The organism is Paracoccus aurantiacus, from assembly GCF_007993065.1.
In the GTDB taxonomy this organism is placed as follows: Bacteria; Pseudomonadota; Alphaproteobacteria; order Rhodobacterales; family Rhodobacteraceae; genus Paracoccus; species Paracoccus aurantiacus.
Genome location: NZ_VOPL01000004.1, coordinates 138487 through 157437, shown reverse-complemented (window position 1 = coordinate 157437; position 18951 = coordinate 138487). Strand labels below are relative to the sequence as shown.

General features: G+C 63.6%; 19 protein-coding genes. 15 read left to right on the top strand and 4 right to left on the bottom strand.

What is annotated here, in order from left to right:
- The first annotated feature begins 54 nt into the window (after positions 1–54).
- The 7 genes from FQV27_RS11300 (at position 55) to FQV27_RS11270 (ending at position 8574) form a co-directional block, all read left to right on the top strand.
- A complete protein-coding gene (locus tag FQV27_RS11300; protein ID WP_147098481.1) occupies positions 55–1617 on the top strand; it encodes a 2-isopropylmalate synthase in 1563 nt (520 codons plus the stop codon).
- A 392-nt stretch (positions 1618–2009) separates the two neighbouring features.
- Complete coding sequence (locus tag FQV27_RS11295; protein WP_147098479.1) at positions 2010–3044, top strand: rod shape-determining protein; 1035 nt, start codon at positions 2010–2012, stop codon at positions 3042–3044.
- A 15-nt stretch (positions 3045–3059) separates the two neighbouring features.
- Positions 3060–3977 (top strand): rod shape-determining protein MreC, encoded by a 918-nt coding sequence (mreC, locus tag FQV27_RS11290; protein ID WP_147098477.1) that lies wholly within the window; start codon positions 3060–3062, stop codon positions 3975–3977.
- Entirely contained in the window at positions 3974–4504 is a 531-nt protein-coding gene (locus FQV27_RS11285) for a rod shape-determining protein MreD (protein WP_147098475.1), read from the top strand. The genes mreC and FQV27_RS11285 overlap by 4 nt, the downstream gene beginning before the upstream one ends.
- The gene (gene mrdA, locus FQV27_RS11280; RefSeq protein WP_147098473.1) at positions 4504–6450 is read left to right on the top strand and encodes a penicillin-binding protein 2; all 1947 of its coding nucleotides are present in this window, start codon (positions 4504–4506) and stop codon (positions 6448–6450) included. The genes FQV27_RS11285 and mrdA overlap by 1 nt, the downstream gene beginning before the upstream one ends.
- Positions 6447–7586 carry a rod shape-determining protein RodA gene (gene rodA / locus FQV27_RS11275; protein WP_147098471.1) on the top strand — a complete coding sequence of 380 codons (1140 nt, stop codon included), beginning with the start codon at positions 6447–6449 and terminating at the stop codon, positions 7584–7586. The genes mrdA and rodA overlap by 4 nt, the downstream gene beginning before the upstream one ends.
- 85 nt (positions 7587–7671) lie before the next feature.
- A complete protein-coding gene (locus FQV27_RS11270) occupies positions 7672–8574 on the top strand; it encodes a 2-hydroxyacid dehydrogenase (RefSeq protein ID WP_147098469.1) in 903 nt (300 codons plus the stop codon).
- Here the strand turns inward: FQV27_RS11270 and FQV27_RS11265 are convergent.
- Together FQV27_RS11265 and FQV27_RS11260 are read right to left on the bottom strand one after the other, a co-directional pair.
- Entirely contained in the window at positions 8571–9344 is a 774-nt protein-coding gene (locus tag FQV27_RS11265) for an SseB family protein (RefSeq protein WP_147098467.1), read from the bottom strand. The two genes, FQV27_RS11270 and FQV27_RS11265, sit on opposite strands and share 4 nt — an antisense overlap.
- On the bottom strand, positions 9331–9921 hold the full coding sequence (locus FQV27_RS11260) for a uracil-DNA glycosylase family protein (RefSeq protein ID WP_147098990.1): 591 nt from the start codon (positions 9919–9921) through the stop codon (positions 9331–9333). Before FQV27_RS11260 ends, FQV27_RS11265 begins: the two co-directional genes overlap by 14 nt.
- A 193-nt stretch (positions 9922–10114) precedes the next feature.
- Between FQV27_RS11260 and FQV27_RS11255 the strand changes: the two genes are divergently transcribed.
- From FQV27_RS11255 to FQV27_RS11240, 4 genes are read left to right on the top strand one after another with little or no spacing between them, the layout of a single operon-like run.
- Positions 10115–10768, top strand: coding sequence for an ABC transporter ATP-binding protein (locus FQV27_RS11255; protein ID WP_147098465.1), 654 nt, complete (start codon positions 10115–10117; stop codon positions 10766–10768).
- A complete protein-coding gene (locus tag FQV27_RS11250; RefSeq protein WP_147098463.1) occupies positions 10752–12428 on the top strand; it encodes a KpsE/RkpR family capsule polysaccharide export protein in 1677 nt (558 codons plus the stop codon). The genes FQV27_RS11255 and FQV27_RS11250 overlap by 17 nt, the downstream gene beginning before the upstream one ends.
- Positions 12425–13261, top strand: coding sequence for a 3-deoxy-8-phosphooctulonate synthase (gene kdsA / locus FQV27_RS11245; RefSeq protein WP_147098461.1), 837 nt, complete (start codon positions 12425–12427; stop codon positions 13259–13261). Before FQV27_RS11250 ends, kdsA begins: the two co-directional genes overlap by 4 nt.
- Positions 13258–14598 carry a mechanosensitive ion channel family protein gene (locus FQV27_RS11240; protein ID WP_246133079.1) on the top strand — a complete coding sequence of 447 codons (1341 nt, stop codon included), beginning with the start codon at positions 13258–13260 and terminating at the stop codon, positions 14596–14598. The genes kdsA and FQV27_RS11240 overlap by 4 nt, the downstream gene beginning before the upstream one ends.
- A gap of 3 nt (positions 14599–14601) precedes the next feature.
- Here FQV27_RS11240 and arsC read toward each other — a convergent pair whose 3' ends face one another.
- Positions 14602–14949, bottom strand: a complete 348-nt coding sequence (gene arsC, locus FQV27_RS11235; RefSeq protein ID WP_147098459.1) for an arsenate reductase (glutaredoxin) — start codon at positions 14947–14949, stop codon at positions 14602–14604.
- Positions 14950–15034: 85 nt separating this feature from the next.
- On the opposite strand from arsC, the gene FQV27_RS11230 reads away from it, so the two are divergent.
- Positions 15035–15391: an SUF system Fe-S cluster assembly protein gene (locus tag FQV27_RS11230; protein WP_147098985.1), complete on the top strand. Its 357-nt coding sequence runs from the start codon at positions 15035–15037 to the stop codon at positions 15389–15391.
- Positions 15392–15402: 11 nt separating this feature from the next.
- Here FQV27_RS11230 and FQV27_RS11225 read toward each other — a convergent pair whose 3' ends face one another.
- Positions 15403–15606: a SlyX family protein gene (locus FQV27_RS11225; protein WP_377768792.1), complete on the bottom strand. Its 204-nt coding sequence runs from the start codon at positions 15604–15606 to the stop codon at positions 15403–15405.
- Positions 15607–15653: 47 nt separating this feature from the next.
- Between FQV27_RS11225 and hisS the strand changes: the two genes are divergently transcribed.
- Genes hisS through hisG form a run of 3 tightly spaced genes read left to right on the top strand, consistent with a single transcriptional unit; the run spans position 15654 to position 18873 of the window.
- Positions 15654–17141 carry a histidine--tRNA ligase gene (hisS, locus tag FQV27_RS11220; protein ID WP_147098455.1) on the top strand — a complete coding sequence of 496 codons (1488 nt, stop codon included), beginning with the start codon at positions 15654–15656 and terminating at the stop codon, positions 17139–17141.
- Positions 17135–18196, top strand: coding sequence for an ATP phosphoribosyltransferase regulatory subunit (locus FQV27_RS11215; RefSeq protein ID WP_147098453.1), 1062 nt, complete (start codon positions 17135–17137; stop codon positions 18194–18196). The genes hisS and FQV27_RS11215 overlap by 7 nt, the downstream gene beginning before the upstream one ends.
- On the top strand, positions 18190–18873 hold the full coding sequence (hisG, locus tag FQV27_RS11210; RefSeq protein WP_147098451.1) for an ATP phosphoribosyltransferase: 684 nt from the start codon (positions 18190–18192) through the stop codon (positions 18871–18873). The genes FQV27_RS11215 and hisG overlap by 7 nt, the downstream gene beginning before the upstream one ends.
- The last annotated feature ends 78 nt before the right edge of the window (positions 18874–18951 follow it).

The window sequence follows — 18951 nt, the reverse complement described above, 5'->3', positions numbered from 1 at the left end:
AGTCAGGCCAGGCGCCCGGCTTCAGAACCGAATTCAGCAAGAAGAAGCACAGCAATGACTGACAAGAACCGCGTCTATATTTTCGACACCACGCTGCGCGACGGCGAACAATCACCCGGCGCCACCATGTCCCATGCCGAGAAACTGGAAATCGCGTCCATGCTGGACGAGATGAAGGTCGATATCATCGAGGCAGGCTTTCCCATCGCATCCGAAGGCGATTTCGCCGCCGTCAGCGAGATCGCGAAGAATTCGAAATACAGCGTGATCTGCGGGCTGGCCCGCGCGCAGCTGCCCGATATCGACCGCTGCTGGGAGGCCGTGAAGCATGCCGCGCGCCCGCGCATTCACACCTTTATCGGCACCTCGCCGCTGCACCGGGCGATCCCTAATCTGGATCAGGACCAGATGGCCGAGCGGATCGAACAGACCGTCACCCATGCCCGCAACCTGTGCGACAACGTCCAGTGGTCGCCCATGGACGCCACGCGGACCGAGCATGATTACCTGTGCCGGGTCGTGGAAATCGCCATCAAATGCGGGGCGACGACGATCAACATTCCCGATACCGTCGGCTATACCGCACCGCGCGAAAGCGCCGATCTGATCCGGATGCTGATCGAGAAGGTGCCCGGCGCGGACGAGGTCATTTTCGCGACCCATTGCCATAACGATCTGGGCATGGCGACGGCGAACTCGCTGGCGGCGGTCGAGGCCGGCGCGCGCCAGATCGAATGCACCATCAACGGTCTGGGTGAACGCGCCGGCAACACCGCGCTGGAAGAGGTCGTAATGGCCATGCGGGTGCGCAACGACATCATGCCTTTCAGCACCGAGATCGACACCACCAAGATCATGAACCTGTCGCGTCGCGTCGCGCAGGTGTCCGGTTTCCCTGTGCAGTATAACAAGGCCATCGTCGGCAAGAACGCCTTCCTGCACGAATCCGGCATCCATCAGGACGGCGTGCTCAAGAATATCGAGACCTTCGAAATCATGCGCCCCGCCGATATCGGCCTGAACGAAAACAACATCGTTCTGGGCAAGCATTCCGGTCGTGCCGCGCTGCGTTCGAAGCTGGCCGATCTGGGTTTCGAGGTGGGCGACAACCAGCTGAAGGATGTTTTCGTCCGCTTCAAGGCGCTCGCCGACCGCAAGAAAGAGGTCTATGACGACGATCTCGTCGCGCTGATGCAGGACAGCAGCGCCAACACGGTCGAGGATTATCTGCAGGTCAAGCATCTGCGGGTCATCTGCGGCAGTGACGGGCAGTCAGCGGATCTGACGATGATCGTGGATGGTCAGGAAAAGACCGCCTCGACCACGGGCGACGGGCCGGTCGATGCGGTATTCAATGCGGTCAAGCAGATCTATCCGCATGACGCCGTGCTGCAACTGTATCAGGTCCATGCCGTGACCGAAGGCACCGACGCGCAGGCGACGGTTTCGGTGCGGATGGAGGAAGAAGGCCGCATCGCCACCGGGCAGGCCGCCGATACCGACACGATCCTTGCCAGCGTCAAGGCCTATGTCGGCGCGCTGAACCGTCTGCGTGCCCGTCGCGAGGCGATCGGCAAGGACGGCGACGCCAAACAGGTCAGCATGTATTCGCACTGACCCGACCTGTCGGAACCAGACATTGGGGCGGCTTTCGGGCCGCCCCTTTGCTTGATCCGATATGTCCCCGGAAATCATGGGAACGGCGCGACAAATACCAATAATTTCATTGCCTAGCGGGGACTCTGCACCACACAACAATGAAGCCTTGGCAGCCGATGCGCAAAATGGGAATGCGCCACGACTCGCACGCAGCATTTCATTCGGCGCACAAACGCAGGGGAACTGTGGCGCGGCCAAGCAAATCCACGCCATGCCCTGCATGAGAGGGGTTCCGATGGGCCGCGTCAGCCTCTATACGGGGCGGCATCCTGCTGTCCGGGGCGACTCGGGCAGCGGGGATTGGTTTGACAACAAGCCGGCGCAAGTCCGGTATCCAAGGGTTAGGCAGGATGGCATTCTTCGGGCTGTTTTCGACGGATATTGCAATCGACCTCGGGACGGCGAACACGCTTGTCTACGTGAAGGGCAAGGGGATCATCCTGAATGAGCCCTCGGTCGTGGCCTATCATGTGAAGGACGGCAAAAAGCAGGTCCTGGCCGTGGGCGAGGACGCCAAGCTGATGCTGGGCCGGACGCCCGGTTCCATCGAGGCGATCCGCCCGATGCGCGAAGGCGTCATCGCGGATTTCGACAGCGCCGAGGAAATGATCAAGCACTTCATCAAGAAAGTGTTCAAGCGCACCAGCTTTTCCAAGCCAAAGGTCATCGTCTGCGTGCCCCACGGCGCGACCCCGGTCGAGAAACGCGCGATCCGCCAGTCGGTCCTGTCGGCAGGCGCGCGCCGCGCCGGCCTGATCGCCGAACCCATTGCCGCCGCGATTGGCGCTGGCATGCCCATCACCGAACCGACCGGCAGCATGGTTGTCGATATCGGTGGCGGCACGACTGAAGTTGCGGTCCTGTCGCTGGGTGACGTGGTCTATGCCCGCTCGGTCCGGATCGGCGGCGACCGCATGGACGAGGCGATCATCAACTATCTGCGCCGCAACCATAACCTGCTGATCGGCGATCAGACGGCAGAGCGCGTGAAAACCAGCATTGGCACCGCCCGCATGCCAGACGACGGGCGCGGCGCCACCCTGCCCGTGCGCGGCCGCGACCTGCTTAACGGTGTCCCGCGCGAGCTGGAGATCACGCAGGCGATGGTGGCCGAAGCCCTTGCCGAACCCGTCCAGCAGATCTGCGAGGCGGTGATGGTGGCGCTGGAAGCGACGCCGCCCGATCTGGCGGCTGACATCGTTGATCGCGGCGTCATGCTGACTGGCGGCGGCGCGATGCTGGGCGAGCTGGATTTGGCGCTGCGCGAACAGACCGGCCTGTCGATCTCTATCGCCGATCAACCGATGAGCTGCGTGGCGCTTGGCACCGGCAAGGCGCTGGAATTCGAAAAGCAGCTGCGCCACGTCATCGACTACGACAGCTAAGCCGGGAAGGGCGCGATGGCGCGCAAGGGTTACGACTTCGCCACCCCTGTCCGCCGCATCCTGATCGGGTTGCTGGCCCTGTTCCTGTTCGCGCTGTTCCTGTTCTGGCGCATCGACAGCCCGCGGGCCGAGGCGATGCGGTCCGAATTCGTTGATCGCTTCGTGCCCGGCTTCGAATGGGCGATGACGCCCTTGACGCAGGTCACGCGGATGGTGTCCAGCCTGCAAAGCTATGCGCGGATCTACGAACAGAATCAGGAGCTTCGCCGAGAGCTGCAGAAGATGGAGGCCTGGAAAGAGGCCGCCGTTCAGCTGGAACAGGAAAACGCCAAGCTGCTGGCGCAGAACAATGTGCGGCTGGACCCCTCGCTGACCTCGATCACCGGGCAGGTGCTGACCGACAGCGGCACAGCCTTCCGCCGTTCGGTTCTTCTGAATGTCGGACGTCGTGACGGCGTGGTCGATGGTTGGGCCGTGATGGATGGTCTTGGTCTGGTGGGGCGCATCTCGGGCGTGGGCAGTCAGACAAGCCGGGTGATCCTGCTGACCGACCCGTCATCGCGAATTCCGGTCGAGATCCAGCCGTCGGGCGAGGATGCGCTTCTGACAGGCGACAACTCGACCCTGCCGACGCTGGACTTTATCGAACGCCCGGAAAACGTCCGCCCCGGCGACCGGGTGGTCAGTTCTGGCGATGGGGGGGTGTTCCCGCCCGACATTCTGGTCGGTCAGGTCGCGCAGGATTCCGAAGGCCGGTTGCGGCTGCGCATGGCGGCAGATTACAGCGGACTGGAATTCCTGCGCGTGCTGCGCAGCCACCCTGCGGAACGGCTGGAAGATGGCGGCGCACTGGTGCTGCCGCCCGAACCCGGCCTGATCGGCCCGCAGCTTCCCCCGGCACCCCAGCTGCGCCCTGAAACGGCAACGGAATGAGCAGGCTGCTGTCGCGCCACCGGATCGTCGGCACGGCGGCCTATGTCGGCACCGGGCTGGCGATCATGTTTTTCAAGCTGATGCCGCTGTCGCCGGGCGAGGCGCGCCTGCCCGGACCGGACCTGATGATGTGCATTACGCTTGCATGGGTGCTGCGCAGGCCCGACCAGCTGCCAGCCGTCATCATCGCCGCACTGGCGCTAATCGGAGATCTGATGCTGGGCCGTCCCTTCGGCTTGTGGAGCCTGATGGTCCTGATCGCGACCGAGTTGCTGCGGCCCCGCGCGCAGCGTTGGGCCGATCAACCTTTCTTGTTCGAGTGGCTGCGCGTCGCCGTGCTTATGGGCTTGATGGTGATCGGTAACAGGCTGATCATGGCGCTGTTCTTACTGCCCTTACCGGCACTGGGGCCGATCATGCTACAATGGCTGGCAAGCGTCATGGCCTACCCTCTGGTGGTGGCGGCGGTCAGGTCGCTGGGGGTTCGACGGCTGAGCGCCGCGGAACTGGAAATGATGGGAAGCTGATGCGCAAGTCACCCAAGGACATTACCGACAGCGCCCGTGTCGTTTCGCGCCGGGTCGTGATGCTGGGTGCGATTCAGGCGGCAGTGATCGGCACGCTGGGATGGCGGCTGCGTTCGATGCAGCTTGAACATGCCGACGAATACCGGCTTCTGTCTGACGGCAATTCGATCAAGATCCCGCTTCTGCCGCCGGTGCGCGGGCTGATCCATGACCGCAACGGCGTCGTGATCGGTGGGAACGAACAGAATTATCGCGCGACCATCACTCGTGAACTGGCCGGAAATGTCAGCGACGTGATCGCCAAGCTGCGCCATCTGGTTCCGCTGACCGACGAAGAAACCGCGGATATTCTGGAAGATGTGAAGAAGCGGAAGGCCTCGACTGCGGTCAGCATCGGCGATCACCTGACGTGGAGCGAGTTCAGCTCTATCGCGGTGAATGCCCCCGCCCTGCCCGGCGTCAGGCCCGAATCGGTGCTGTCGCGAGTCTATCCGCGCCACGGCGATTTCGCGCATGTGCTGGGCTATGTCGGGCGGGTGTCTGACTACGACCTTTCGAAGATGGAAGATCCCGATCCGGTCCTGATGCTTCCGGGCTTTCAGTTCGGAAAGGTCGGGATGGAAAACAAGCTGGAAGACATTCTGCGCGGCAAGGCCGGGAACCGTCGGATAGAGGTGAATGCGGCAGGTCGCGAAATGCGCGAGCTTTCGCGGCAGGAAGGCCAGCAGGGTGCCACCGTGCAGACGACGCTGGATGCCGGCCTGCAGAACTATGCCGTGCAGCGCCTCGGCGACGAATCTGCCGCCGCTGTGGTCATTGATGTCACGAATGGCGATATCATGGCGATTGCGTCGAACCCGGTTTTCGACCCGAACCTGTTCGTGCGCGGAATCTCGGGGCCGGATTACCGCGCGCTGATGGAACACGACCACCGCCCGCTGGCGGACAAGACGGTGCAGGGCGTCTATCCGCCGGGCTCGACCTTCAAGATGGTGACGCTTCTGGCCGGTCTCGAATCTGGGCTGGTGAATGAAGGCACGAGCTTCTTCTGCAACGGCGCGCTGGAGGTGGCAGGTCGCAAGTTCCACTGCTGGAGCCGGGGCGGGCATGGCCATATCAGCGCGGTCGAAAGCCTGATGAAGTCATGCGACGTCTATTATTACGAACTCGCCCGCACCATCGGCATCGACCGCGTCGCGGCAATGGCGCGCCGCTTGGGGATCGGTGTCGAACATGACCTGCCAATGTCGGCCGTGGCCACTGGAATTGCGCCGGACCGCGCCTGGAAAGAGGAGCGCTACGGCAAGCCCTGGGTGGTCGGCGATTCGCTCAACGCGTCTATCGGACAGGGTTTTGTTCTCGCCTCGCCCCTGCAACTGGCGGTGATGACCGCGCGTGTCGCAACCGGACGAGAGGTCAAGCCGCGCCTTGTCCGCGCGATTGACGGCATCCCCGAACCGGTCCCGGAATTCGCCGAACTCGGCCTTGATCCGCGTAACCTGCGAACGGCGCAGCGCGGGATGGATGCGGTGATGAACGCGACCGGCGGCACTGCGGCGAAGTCGCGCATCGTGACCGAGGAATGGCGCATGGCCGGAAAGACCGGCACCAGCCAGGTCCGCAATATCACCGCCGCCGAACGCGCCCGTGGTGTGACCCGCAATGAACAACTGCCGTGGGATCGCCGCGACCACGCGCTTTTTGTCTGCTTTGCGCCTTTTGACGCCCCGAAATATGCGGTGTCGGTTGTCGTCGAACATGGCGGCGGCGGCTCTGCCGTAGCCGCCCCGGTGGCGCGTGACATTCTGCTTTACGCGCTGTCGGGCGGCGTGCCTCCGCTGTCCGCCTATCCCGACAGCCAGCGCGGCGCGATCGAGGAGATGCATCGCAATATGCGCCTGATCGCCCCGGTCGCGAATAACAGCGGCGGCAGGACGCGGGCATGAGCTATCTCGACTATAAGGTCGCCGAGACACCGCGCGGAATTCGCAAGTTTCTTTCGCTGAACTGGCCGCTGGTCTTCCTGCTGGCCGCTGTCGCCTCGACCGGGTTCCTGATGCTCTATTCGGTTGCCGGCGGTGACATCGACACCTGGGCGCGCCCCCAGATGGAACGCTTTGCCGTCGGCATGGTCCTGATGATCGCGCTTGGCTTCGTTCCGATCTGGTTCTGGCGCGGCATTTCGGTATTTGCCTATGTGATCTGCGTCCTGCTTCTGCTGGCCGTTGACCTGATCGGGCATGAGGGGATGGGCGCGCAGCGCTGGCTGGATCTTGGGCCGGTCATGCTGCAGCCGTCCGAACTGATGAAGGTCGCGCTCGTCCTGATGCTTGCGGCCTATTATGGCTGGCTCGACATCAGCAAGATCTCGCATCCGGTCTGGGTTCTGATCCCGGTTCTGCTGATCCTGCTGCCCACGGCGCTCGTGCTGCAACAGCCCGACCTTGGCACCTCGCTTCTGCTGCTGATGGGCGGCGGCATCGTGATGTTCGCAGCCGGTGTCAGCCTGTGGTATTTCGGCGCCGTGATCGCAGCGGGCGTCGGGCTGGTCTGGACGGTGCTGGAAAGCCGCGGCACGCCCTGGCAATTGCTGCATGATTACCAGTTCCGGCGCATCGACACGTTTCTTGACCCGTCGACCGATCCGCTTGGTGCCGGATACAACATCACGCAGGCGCAGATCGCGCTCGGTTCTGGCGGCTGGTCGGGCCGCGGCTTCATGGAGGGGACGCAGTCGCGCGGCGACTTCCTGCCAGAGAAGCACACCGACTTCATTTTCACCTCGCTTGCCGAACAGTTTGGCTTCGTCGGTGCCAGTTCCCTGCTGGTCCTTTACGCGCTTATCATCGGGTTCTGCATGTATTCGGCGCTGACCAATCGCGACCGCTTCGCCAGCCTGCTGACCATCGGGATCGCCGGAACGTTCTTCCTGTTCTTTTCGATCAATATGGGAATGGTGATGGGGCTGCTTCCGGTCGTGGGCGTGCCGCTGCCGCTTGTCAGCTATGGCGGAACAGCCATGATGATCCTGTTCATGGCATTCGGCATGGTCCAGTCAGCCCATGTGCACCGGCCGCGCTGACGCCAGAACGGGCTTTCCCTTCCCCCTGTTCCGGCGCTAGTCGTCGCTTGTGGCCCGCGTCGGTCCGCAGCCGGATGGAGGAATCATGCGCGTTCTGTTCTCTGCACCCGACTGGGCACGCTGGCAACCGGCGCTTGAGGCCGCCTGCCCGGAAGCGCAATTCGTGCGCGACGCCCCGGCCGAAAGCGTTGACGCGATTATCTATGCACCGGGCAGCGGAATCGAGGATTTCACCCCGTATCGCAACGCCCGTCTGGTGCAAAGCCTGTGGGCCGGCGTCGAACGGATCGTCAGCAATCCGACGCTGACGCAGCCCCTTGCGCGCATGGTCGATCCGGGGCTGGCGCAGGGGATGACCGATTACTGCACCGGCTGGGTCATGCGCGCGCATCTGGGGATGGACAATTACGCGCAGGACGGAATCTGGCGAAACGGAACCGTGCCGCCGCTTGCACATGCACGGCGCGTCACCGTTCTGGGCGCGGGCGCCCTTGGCATGGCGGTCGCGCGCGCGTTGAAGGCGCTTGGCTTCGATGTGGCGACATGGTCGGCGTCGGGCCGTGGCACCGAGGGGATCGCGGCCTATCCGGGCAACGCGATAGAAGATGCGCTGCGGCGCGCCGAGATCCTCGTCACGCTGCTGCCCGACACCCCTGCGACCCGAGACATGATCGACGCGCATGCGCTGTCCTTGCTGCCGGAAGGCGCGACGATCATCAATCCGGGTCGCGGAACCCTCATCGTCGATGAGGACTTGATTGCGGCGCTCGACAGCGGGCATCTGCGCCACGCCGTGCTGGACGTTTTCCGTGTTGAGCCACTGCCGCCGGCGCATCCCTACTGGGCCCATCCCGCCGTGACCGTAACACCGCATATCGCGTCGGAGACACGGGTCGAGACGGCAGCGCAGGTCGTGGCCGAAAACCTGCGCCGCGCCATGCGGGGCGAGAAACCCCTGTTTCTGGTCGACCGCGAGAAGGGCTATTAGAAACGCAGGATCGGCGGCTTGTCGGGATCACTGCCGGGCGCTTTCGGGCCGCCTGTGCTGTCCGGGGTGTTGTCTGCAGCGGGCGGTTCCGGGCGCAGCACAAGCGCGCCTGCCGGCAAGGGTAGGTCAAAAGTCACGTCGCAGGTCTGCGGCAACGGCGGCAGAAAGGCAAACAGCTCGGCCATTGCCTTGGCGATGACCGGGCGGCGATCATCGTCAGCGCCCTCGATGACAAGCAGATGACCCTTTGAACCATCTGACCACTCTGCCGCCACCAGCGCCGCCCCGGTCAGCAGCCCCGACATATCCTGCAAGCGCGTTGCGACCGGCTCTGCCAGACGGGCCACCATCTCCTGCGATGGCGGGAAAAGGCGGGCGTGGCCGGCCTGTTCTTCAGCCGGGCGCGCGCTCAGCGCATCGGCCAGCCAGCCAAGCGTGCCGGGCCCGAGCAGCATTTCCGAACCGGCACCCGGATTGACCATCAGCGTGACGTCCTCGGCCGCGAGCATCGCGGCAAGCACCCTGCCCGGCATGGCGATATGCCCGGTCGGCGCATCGAAGAACCCCGCCAGCCGCTCTTCCAGATCGGCAGCAATGGCGAGTTTGCCGTCCGGCAGATCGAACAGCCTGAGCTTTGCGCGGTCGCCCACCGGATCGGATTCGAGCGCGACGAAAAGCTCTGTATCGGCAAGCCGGTTCAGCACGCGCGCGCGCGCCGTATCGGGCAGTTCGTGAAACGGCGTCTCGCACAGCGCGTCAAGCGGGGTCATTCAGCACCTCGTGCAGTCGTTCGCGCAGGACCGGCAGCAGCTCGTCCGCAAACCAGTCGTTGCGCTTCAGCCATCCGGTATTGCGCCAGGACGGATGAGGCAAGGGAAAGACGTCGGGCGCATGATCGCGCCAGCGTGCGACAGTGTCGCGCACGCTGCCCCGCGCCCCCAGATGCCAGCGTTGCGCATATGCCCCGATCAGCAGGGTCAGACGCGGGTTCAACGCCTCCATCACGCGGGCGCGCCACGTCGCCGCGCAGATCGGGGGCGGCGGCAGATCGGCACCGTTCTTGTCATATCCCGGAAAACAGAAGGCCATGGGCACAATGGCGATGCGGTCGCGGTCATAGAAAACCTCGGGCGTGATCCCCATCCAGTCGCGCAGCCGCTGCCCCGACGCATCGTCGAAAGGCTTGCCGCTGGCATGGACGCGTGCGCCGGGCGCCTGGCCGACGACCAGAATACGGGCCGAGGGCCGAAACCATACGACCGGCCGCGGCATATGGGCCGTCGCTGTCGCGGCGAAACGATCTGCGCAAAGCCGGCAGCCGGAAATCTCGGTCATCATCCGCGTCATGTGAGGCATGGCCGCAAGATAGGACGCGCACCGCGCGACAAAAAGCCCGCCTTGCGCAAAAATGCACCGCAATCTTCACACTTCCTCAACCATCAATGCACGGATAGATGGACTTCGCGCGGACCGCTGCCTATTTTCGGCACCGGGCCGGGCGACTTCGCCGCCGGGCCGGTGCTTGTTATGGACGTAGTGGATGCTGGAATTCGATAATGTCTCGAAATCCTTCTGGACCGGGACACAGCGCAAGGTGATCCTGGACCGGGCATCGTTCCGGGTTGAACTTGGTCGATCGCTTGGCATCCTTGCACCGAACGGCACCGGCAAGACCACGATCATCAATATGATGTGCGGATTGGAAAAGCCGGACGAAGGCACGATCCGGCGCGACGCGCGCATTTCTTTCCCGCTCGGTTTCATGGGCGGCGTCGTGTCGAAGCACAGCGCGAACGAAAACGCGCGCTTCATCGCTCGGATCTATGGCCTCGACCCGGACTATGTTGCGGCATTCACGCGCTGGCTGACCGATATCGACGAATATTTCGACATGCCCGTAGGCACCTATTCGGCCGGAATGCGGCAGCGCTTCGTCTTTTCTCTGCTTCTGTCGCTGGAATTCGATATCTACCTGATCGACGAGGGGATGCCGAACGCGACCGATGTCGAATTCAACCGCAAGGCCGGGCAGGTTCTGACAGAGCGGCTGAAAAAATCGACCGTCATCATGGTTTCTCACCAACCCGAAATTCTTGAAAAATTCTGTCGAGAGGCGGCCGTCCTGCGGGACGGGAAGCTTTATATGTTCGAAACGCTGGACGAAGCGAAGCAATATTATGACTATACCGCCTAAGGTTCGTATCTATCATACCAAGCGCCGCCGCGCCAATGCAGCCGGACAGGACGCGGATGCACAGACCGCGCGTCCCGGCGGGCAACCAGATGCAGCGGACACGAACAGCACCGCTGGCAATGTCGCAGGCGGCCCCGCGAACCATTCCCTCGCCGAGCGGATCGTGGAGGTCAAGCGCGAGGAATTGACTGCACGTCAGCTTCGTCTCGCCCGGCGTATTGCCGCCATGCACGGCATCGACACCGAAAGCGACGAGGAAGCGGTCGTCTTGCTGCGTGATCGCGGCATCGACCCCTTCCATCGTTCGTCACTTGCGCAACTGGTCGCCAGTGCCGGTCGCGACGCGGCAAACCCGGCCGGCGCATCCGGTGCTGCCAGCCCCGGAAATCAGATCGCGGTTCTTCGCGCTCCGGCCACGCCGCAGCGCGCCACGCCCATCGGTCAGATCGCGCCGGCGCAGATCCCCGCCGACACGAAAGACCGCGATCTGCCCTCGCGCGAGGCACTGACCGAGGAAAAGCGCGCGGCAGAAATCTATCGCATCCAGCGGGACATTGCACGGCGGCGACGCGTCCGGCAATTCTGGCTGGCCTTCCGTCTTGCCCTTCTGGTGGTGCTGCCGACGATCATCGCGGGATGGTATTATTTCCGCCTGGCGACCCCGCTTTATGAAACCGAATCGCAATTCATGATCCAGCAGGCCGATACGGCCATGGTCGCCAGCGGCAACTCTATCCTCAGCGGCATCCAGCTGAACCCGGATTCGGTTGCGGTGCAAAGCTATCTGACCTCGAAAAACGCCATGCTGCGCCTTGATGAAGAGGTCGGGTTCAAGCGGGCGTTCCAGGACCCGTCGCTTGATCCACTGCTGCGTCTTGATGCCGATGCCACGGATGACGCCGCCTACAAGACCTACAAGAACATGGTGACGGTGGGATATGATCCGACCGAGGGCGTTCTGAACATGCAGGTCGTCGCCCCCGATCCCGTACTGAGCGAGGAGTTTTCGCGCGCGCTCATCCGTTATGCCGAAGGGATGGTCGACGACATGACCTCTCGGGTGCGAACCGATCAGATGGCCGGCGCGCAGCAGACCTATACCGATTCCGAAACCCGCGTCCGGGAGGCGCAGGCGGCCGTTCAGGCGCTGCAGCAACGCCTGGGCATTCTTGACCCGGCATCGGAAAGCGGCCTTGTGATGAGCCAGATTACGCATATGCAGACCGAGCTGACCAACAAGGAACTGGAGCTGGCGCAGCTGATGTCGAACAGCAACCCGAATGCCAGCCGCGTGGCTGGTGTGCGCGGCGACATCCAGCGCCTGCAGGAAATGATTACCGCACGCCGTGCCGAACTGACCGAAGGCGCCGACGGGCGCGACTCGCTGGCGCAGGTGACGGGCGAGCTGCGCATTGCCGAAGCCGACCTCCAGACCCGTCAGGCGCTTCTTGCTTCGGCGGCTGAACAGCTTGAAATGTCGCGGATCGAGGCGAATAAGCAGGTTCGTTACCTGTCGCTCTCTGTCGCCCCTGTGCCGCCGCAAAGTGCGACCTATCCCAAAGCCCTCTCGAACACGATTGTCGCTTTCCTTATATTCATGGGGATTTATCTGATGCTGTCGCTGACGGCGTCCATTCTGCGCGAACAGGTATCCACATGAAGCATGTCCAGATCGGCAACCTCACCTGCGGCAACGATCTGCCGCTGACCATCATCGCCGGCCCCTGCCAGCTGGAAACGCTGGACCACGCCCTGATGATCGCCGAAGTGATGGCCAAGGCCTGCGCCGATGCGGGCGCGGGCTATGTCTTCAAAGCCAGCTATGACAAGGCGAACCGGACTTCGCTGAAGGGAAAGCGCGGGCTTGGGATCGACGAAGGGCTGCGCATGCTGGAAACCGTGCGCGACCGGATCGGTTGCCCCATCCTGACCGATATCCACGACCCCGAACAGGCGCGTGCGGCAGGCGCGGTGGTCGATGTTATCCAGATCCCGGCATTTCTGTCACGGCAGACAGACCTACTGCTTGCGGCGGGCGAAAGCGGCGCGGTCGTCAACGTCAAGAAGGGCCAGTTTCTGGCACCATGGGACATGACGAACGTCGCCGAAAAGGTCGCCTCGACCGGGAACGACAAGATCCTGCTGACCGAGCGTGGCGTTAGCTTTGGTTATAACACGCTGGTCACCGACATGCGGTCGCTGCCGATCATGGCGCAGACCGGCTATCCTGTGATCATGGATGCCACCCATGCGGTGGCGCAGCCGGGCGGTCAGGGCGCGTCGTCAGGCGGTCAGCGCGAATTCGCTCCGGTCATGGCGCGGGCAGCGGTGGCGCTTGGGGTTGCGGGGGTGTTCATGGAAACCCATCAGGACCCCGACAACGCGCCGTCAGACGGGCCGAACATGATCTATCTGGACCAGATGCCCGCGCTTGTGGCCAGCCTGATGCGCTTCGACGCGCTGGCGAAATCCGACCCGGTGATGCCTTCGTGAAACCTTCGCCCGGCCTGTTTGCAGTCCTGCTGGCCGCTCTGCTTTGCCTGCAGCCGCTTGTGCTGGCCGCGCAGGACACCGCAGGCCAGCCCGAGGGCACGATTGCCGTCACCCCCGACGCGCGCACTGATCAGGCGATCCGCGAGCGGATCGAGGATATTCTGTCGGGCCTCGACGGATATTCCGATGTGACGGTCAGCGTCGATGCCGGGATCGTGACGCTTGGCGGCACGGTTCTGGATGGCGCGGCGCAGGAAAGACTGGACCGGCTGGTCTCTCGGGTCGACGGGGTCGTCGAAATCCAGAACGATGTGCGCGAGAATACCGATCTCGGCGCACGGCTGGCCCCGGTCGCGCAACGCTTCCGCGACCGGCTTTTCCAGCTTGTCGCGTTTCTGCCCCTGCTGGCCGTCGCGCTTGTCGTTGCAGCACTGATCGGCTGGCTTGGCAATGTGATCGCGCGCATGCGCCAGCCTTGGGACCGTATTGCCGCGAATCCGTTCATCGCGGAAATCCTGCGCACCGCGATCCGGCTGGGTTTCTGGGTCGCCGCCATTGTCGTGGCGCTGGATATTCTGGGCGCGACGGCGCTGCTGGGGACATTCCTTGGCGCTGCGGGGATCATCGGGATCGCGCTTGGCTTTGCGGTGCGCGACACGGTGGAAAACTTCATTGCCTCGGTCATGCTGTCGCTGCGCCAGCCATTCCGCCCGAATGACCTTGTCGAGATCGAAGGCAGCACCGGGCGCGTCATCAGCCTGACCAGCCGCGCGACGACCCTGCTGTCACTGGACGGCAACCACATCCGCATTCCCAATGCGACCGTCTTCAAGGCGGTCATCACCAATTACACGCGCAATCCTGAACGCCGCTTCATTTTCGATCTGGGCGTCGATGCCGGGTCGGACCTGAATGCCGTGCGCGAGCTGGGCCTGAAGACGCTGCAATCGCTGGACTTCGTTCTCACTTCACCCGCGCCTGCGGTCTGGGTGGATAATGTCGGTGATTCGAATGTGGTGATGCGCTTCTCGGGCTGGGTCACGCAGGTCGGGGCAGAGTTCAACAAGGCACGCGGCGAGGCGATCCGCATCGTCAAGGAGATGCTGGAATCCGAGGGATATGGCCTGCCAGAGCCGATTTACCGCGTTCGCATGGAACAGATCGACGAAGCGCCCCCCCACCCCGCGCCGGAACCGGTCGAGGAACCGAAGCCGAAGCCCGCGCCAGAACTTCCCCCGTCTGAAATCAAGCCGGACAAGGCGCTCGACAAGATGGTGGAGGCAGGCAAGCACGAGGGGGAGCGCAACCTGCTGTCCGAAAGCGCCCCGCGCGAATAGCGATCAAAGCACCTCGTCCAGCACCGCCATCGGCCTGACCAGCCGCGTGCCCTTCGGCCCCGCAACGATGGGACGGTTCAGCAGAATCGGATGCGCCTCGATCGCGTCCAGCAGCTGATCGTCGCTCAGCGCGGGATCGTGAAGGCCCAGTTCGTCATAAGGCGTTTCCTTTTGCCGCAGCAGGCCGCGCACCCCCAACCCGCTATCCTTCGCAAGCGTGCGCAGCATGTCGCGCGACAATGGGGTTTTCTGATAATCGACCACCTCTGGCTCGATCCCGCGCGCCCGAATTTCCGCCAGCACATTGCGCGCGGTCGAACAGCGCGGATTGTGATATAGTGTAACGGTCATGACTTTCCTTCCTGCGTCGCGCTGCGGGCTGGAAGCGGCACGGCTTCTGCCCTATATAATTCACCAACATTACGGGAATACGCGCATGGACGACAATCTGCAGGAAGGCGAGCCGCTGATCCGGCCCTCGACCGTCGAGCACCCGCTCTACGACCAGGTGGTCGAAGCGTGCCGGACCGTCTATGACCCCGAGATTCCGGTTAACATCTATGATCTCGGGCTGGTCTACACGATCGATATCGACAATGAAGCCTTGGTGAAAGTCATCATGACGCTGACCGCCCCCGGCTGCCCCGTTGCGGGCGAGATGCCGGGCTGGGTTGCCGATGCCGTCGAATCCGTTCCCGGCGTGCGCGAGGTCGATGTTGAAATGACCTTCCAGCCGCAATGGGGCATGGACATGATGTCCGAAGAAGCTCGGCTGGAGTTGGGCTTTATCTGACCTGCCCGCCCCTACCAATGCGGCGGCTTCTGATCGGCCAGCGGGATTGAACTGCTGTCCGCAACCTCTCGGTCGGCTTCCCGTTCCAGCAACATGCCGACGCGCGATTTAAGCCGCACGATTTCGCGTTCCTGACGGGCCACCACGTCCGACAATTCCTCAACCGTGCGGGTCAGATGGGCGATGCCCTCTTCCAGACGCTGCAACTTGTCCATTCCGTCCATCTCCGCTAAGTCCGACCCCGAGACTGGAGACAGGTTCCATGCCGCAGGACAAGAAGAAAAATCCCCGCCCGAAGGCCGAGACGCCAAAGGGTTTCCGCGACTATTTCGGCGCGGAAGTGACCGAACGCAAGCAGATGCTGGATCGGATCGCCGAAGTCTATCATCTGCACGGGTTCGAGCCGCTGGAAACTTCGGCTGTGGAAACGGTCGAGGCATTGGGGAAATTCCTGCCTGACGTGGACCGTCCCAATGCCGGCGTGTTTGCGTGGCAGGAAGAAGACGTGCCCGGCGGCGGTCGCGGCGACTGGATGGCGCTGCGCTATGACCTGACAGCACCCTTGGCGCGCGTGGCGGCGCAATATCGCAACGACCTGCCCTCGCCCTATCGGCGCTATGCGATGGGGCCGGTCTGGCGCAACGAAAAGCCGGGGCCAGGACGGTTCCGGCAGTTTTATCAATGCGATGCGGACACGGTGGGCAGCGCATCCGTCGCTGCGGATGCTGAAATCTGCGCAATGCTGGCAAATGCGCTGGAAGCGGCGGGGATCGAGCGCGGCGATTATCTGGTGCGCATCAACAACCGCAAGGTGCTGAACGGTGTACTTGAGGCCGCAGAGGTGCGCGCCGATCAGGCCGATGACGTGCTGCGCCAGATCGACAAGTTCGACAAGGTGGGCGAAGACGGCGTGCGCCAACTGCTGACCACGGGCCGCACGGACGACAGCGGCGCAGAAATCGAAGGTGTGGGGCTGAGCGATCAGCAGGCGCAGCCGGTGCTGGCCTTCCTGACCTCGAAAGGTGCGGACAATGCTGCGACGCTGGCCAATCTTCGCGCTGCGGTTGGCGGTTCGGTCATCGGCGGCGAAGGCGTCGACGAGCTTGCCCAGATCGCCGACCTGCTGGCCAGCCTTGGCGTGGGCGAGGATCGCGCTGTAATTGATCCGTCCATCGTGCGCGGCCTTGGCTATTACACCGGCCCCGTATTCGAGGCCGAACTGACCTTTGAAATCCTAGATGAAAAGGGGCGCAAGCGGCAGTTCGGATCGGTCGCGGGCGGCGGACGCTATGACGGTCTGGTCGAACGTTTCACCGGCCAGAAAGTCCCCGCGACCGGGCTTTCCATCGGCGTTGACCGCCTGCTTGCGGCTTTGCGCGCCAAGGGGCTGACCGGGGGCGACGCTGCCGGACCGGTGGTCGTCACCGTCATGGACCGCGACCGCATGGGCGACTATCAGGCGATGGCGGCGGAGCTGCGCGCCGCCGGTATCCGGGCCGAGGTCTATCTCGGGAACCCCAAGAACTTCGGCAACCAGTTGAAATATGCTGATAAGCGCGCGGCGCCCATCGCCATCATTCAAGGCGGGGACGAGGCGGAACGCGGTGTGGTGCAGATCAAGGATCTGATCCTTGGCGCAAAGCTGGCATCCGAGGTCAGCCACGAGGAATGGAAATCCCAGCCAGCCCAGACCGAGGTCGCGCGCGAGGGTCTGGTAAACGCCGTGCGCGAAATGCTGGCCAGATGGTAAGCAAATCCGCCAAGCAGGTGATCGGCCAGCGGCTGCTGTCGGCATTTCGCGATGCAGGCGCGGTCGAGGTCGCGCCCGACATCCTGCTGGACGCCGCCACCCTGCTGGATCTTTACGGCGAAGACATCCGCGCCCGCGCCTATGTCACCACCGATCCGGTCCGGGGCGAGGTCGTGCTGCGCCCCGACTTCACGGTCCCGGTCGTGCGCGCCCACATGGAAAACGGGGCCGAGCCGGCCCGCTACTGCTATCTGGGCGAGGTCTTCCGCAAGCAGGACCACGGCGACACCCGCCCCGAACAGCCGCGCGACAACGAATATCTGCAAGCGGGTTTCGAGGTTTTCGCCCGCGACCCCGCCGCCGACGCCGAGGTGTTCGCGCTGTTTCACCGCCTGCTGACGCCGTACGGCCTGACCGCAATGATGGGCGATATGGACATCCTTCTGGATGCTGTCGCGGCCCTGCCCGTCAGCGACGCCCGTCGCGCGGCCCTGCTGCATCACATCTGGCGGCCGATCCGCTTCTCGCGTCTGCTGGCGCGCTTTTCTGCCCCCGCCACTTTGCGCCCGCTGTCCGAAAGCACAGCGCCATGGACCGGCCTGCGCACGGGATCCGAAATGGAATCGCGGATCGCGACGCTGAACGCCGAGCCGGATGAGCCCCCATTGCCAGCCGAATGGACGGACAGGCTGACCCGGCTTTTCGCCGTGGACGCCCCTGCTCCGCAAGCGCTGGCGCAGCTTCGCGAACTTGCACGCGAAATCCCCGCAATTGTCGAGGCCGTGGACCGGCTGGCCCTGCGCATCGACCAACTGGCAGCGCTTGGCGTCGATCCGGCGCAGGTCCGCTTTGCCGCCAGTCACGGGCGCGAGACGATGGAATATTACGACGGCATGACCTTCACCTTCACCGCCGATCAGGCGGGCTGGCCGCCCGTCGCGTCGGGTGGGCGCTATGACGCGCTGACGGCACAACTTGGCGCGGGCCGCGCCATCCCCGCCGTCGGCGGCATCATCCGCCCCGGACTGCTGGCGGAATTGGAGGCAGCATGCTGAAGCTGGGTGTGCCGTCCAAGGGGCGCTTGATGCAGGATACGTTCGGCTGGTTTGGGGCCCGCGGCATTGCCCTGTCCCGCACCGGATCGGACCGCGAATATGCCGGCCGGGTCGAAGGCGCGGATCTGACGCTGGTGCTGCTGTCGGCCAGCGAGATACCGCGCGAACTGGCCTCTGGCCGGATCGACCTTGGTGTGACCGGGTCCGATCTGGTCCGCGAAAAGCTGGCCGGCTGGCGGTCCGACGTGCGCGAGGTCGTGCAGATGGGCTTTGGCCATGCCGATCTGGTGCTGGCCGTGCCTGCCTGCTGGCGTGACTGCGAAAACCTTGACGATTTCGCCGCGATTACCCGCCAGTTCCGGGGCGATCACGGTTTCCGGCTGCGCATCGCCACGAAATATCACCGCCTTGTCAGGGCCTTCCTGTCCGAACACGAAGTCGCGGATTACCAGCTGGTCGACAGTCAGGGTGCGACCGAAGGCACCGTCGCAAATCTGACGGCCGAGGCGATTGCCGACATCACCAGCAGCGGCGAGACGCTCCGCGCCAATCACCTGAAGATCCTGCCCGATGCGCTGATCCATGCGAGTCAGGCGACGCTGTTCGCCTCGCAGAAGGCGGATCAGGCCGAGGTGGACCGCTTCGCCCGCCGTTACCTGGGCGGGATCGACGCCTGAATCTCGTCGTCGTAACAGAAAGAAACGCCGCGCGATTGGTATCGCGCGGTGTCGTTCAAACATCAGCATCCATACCGG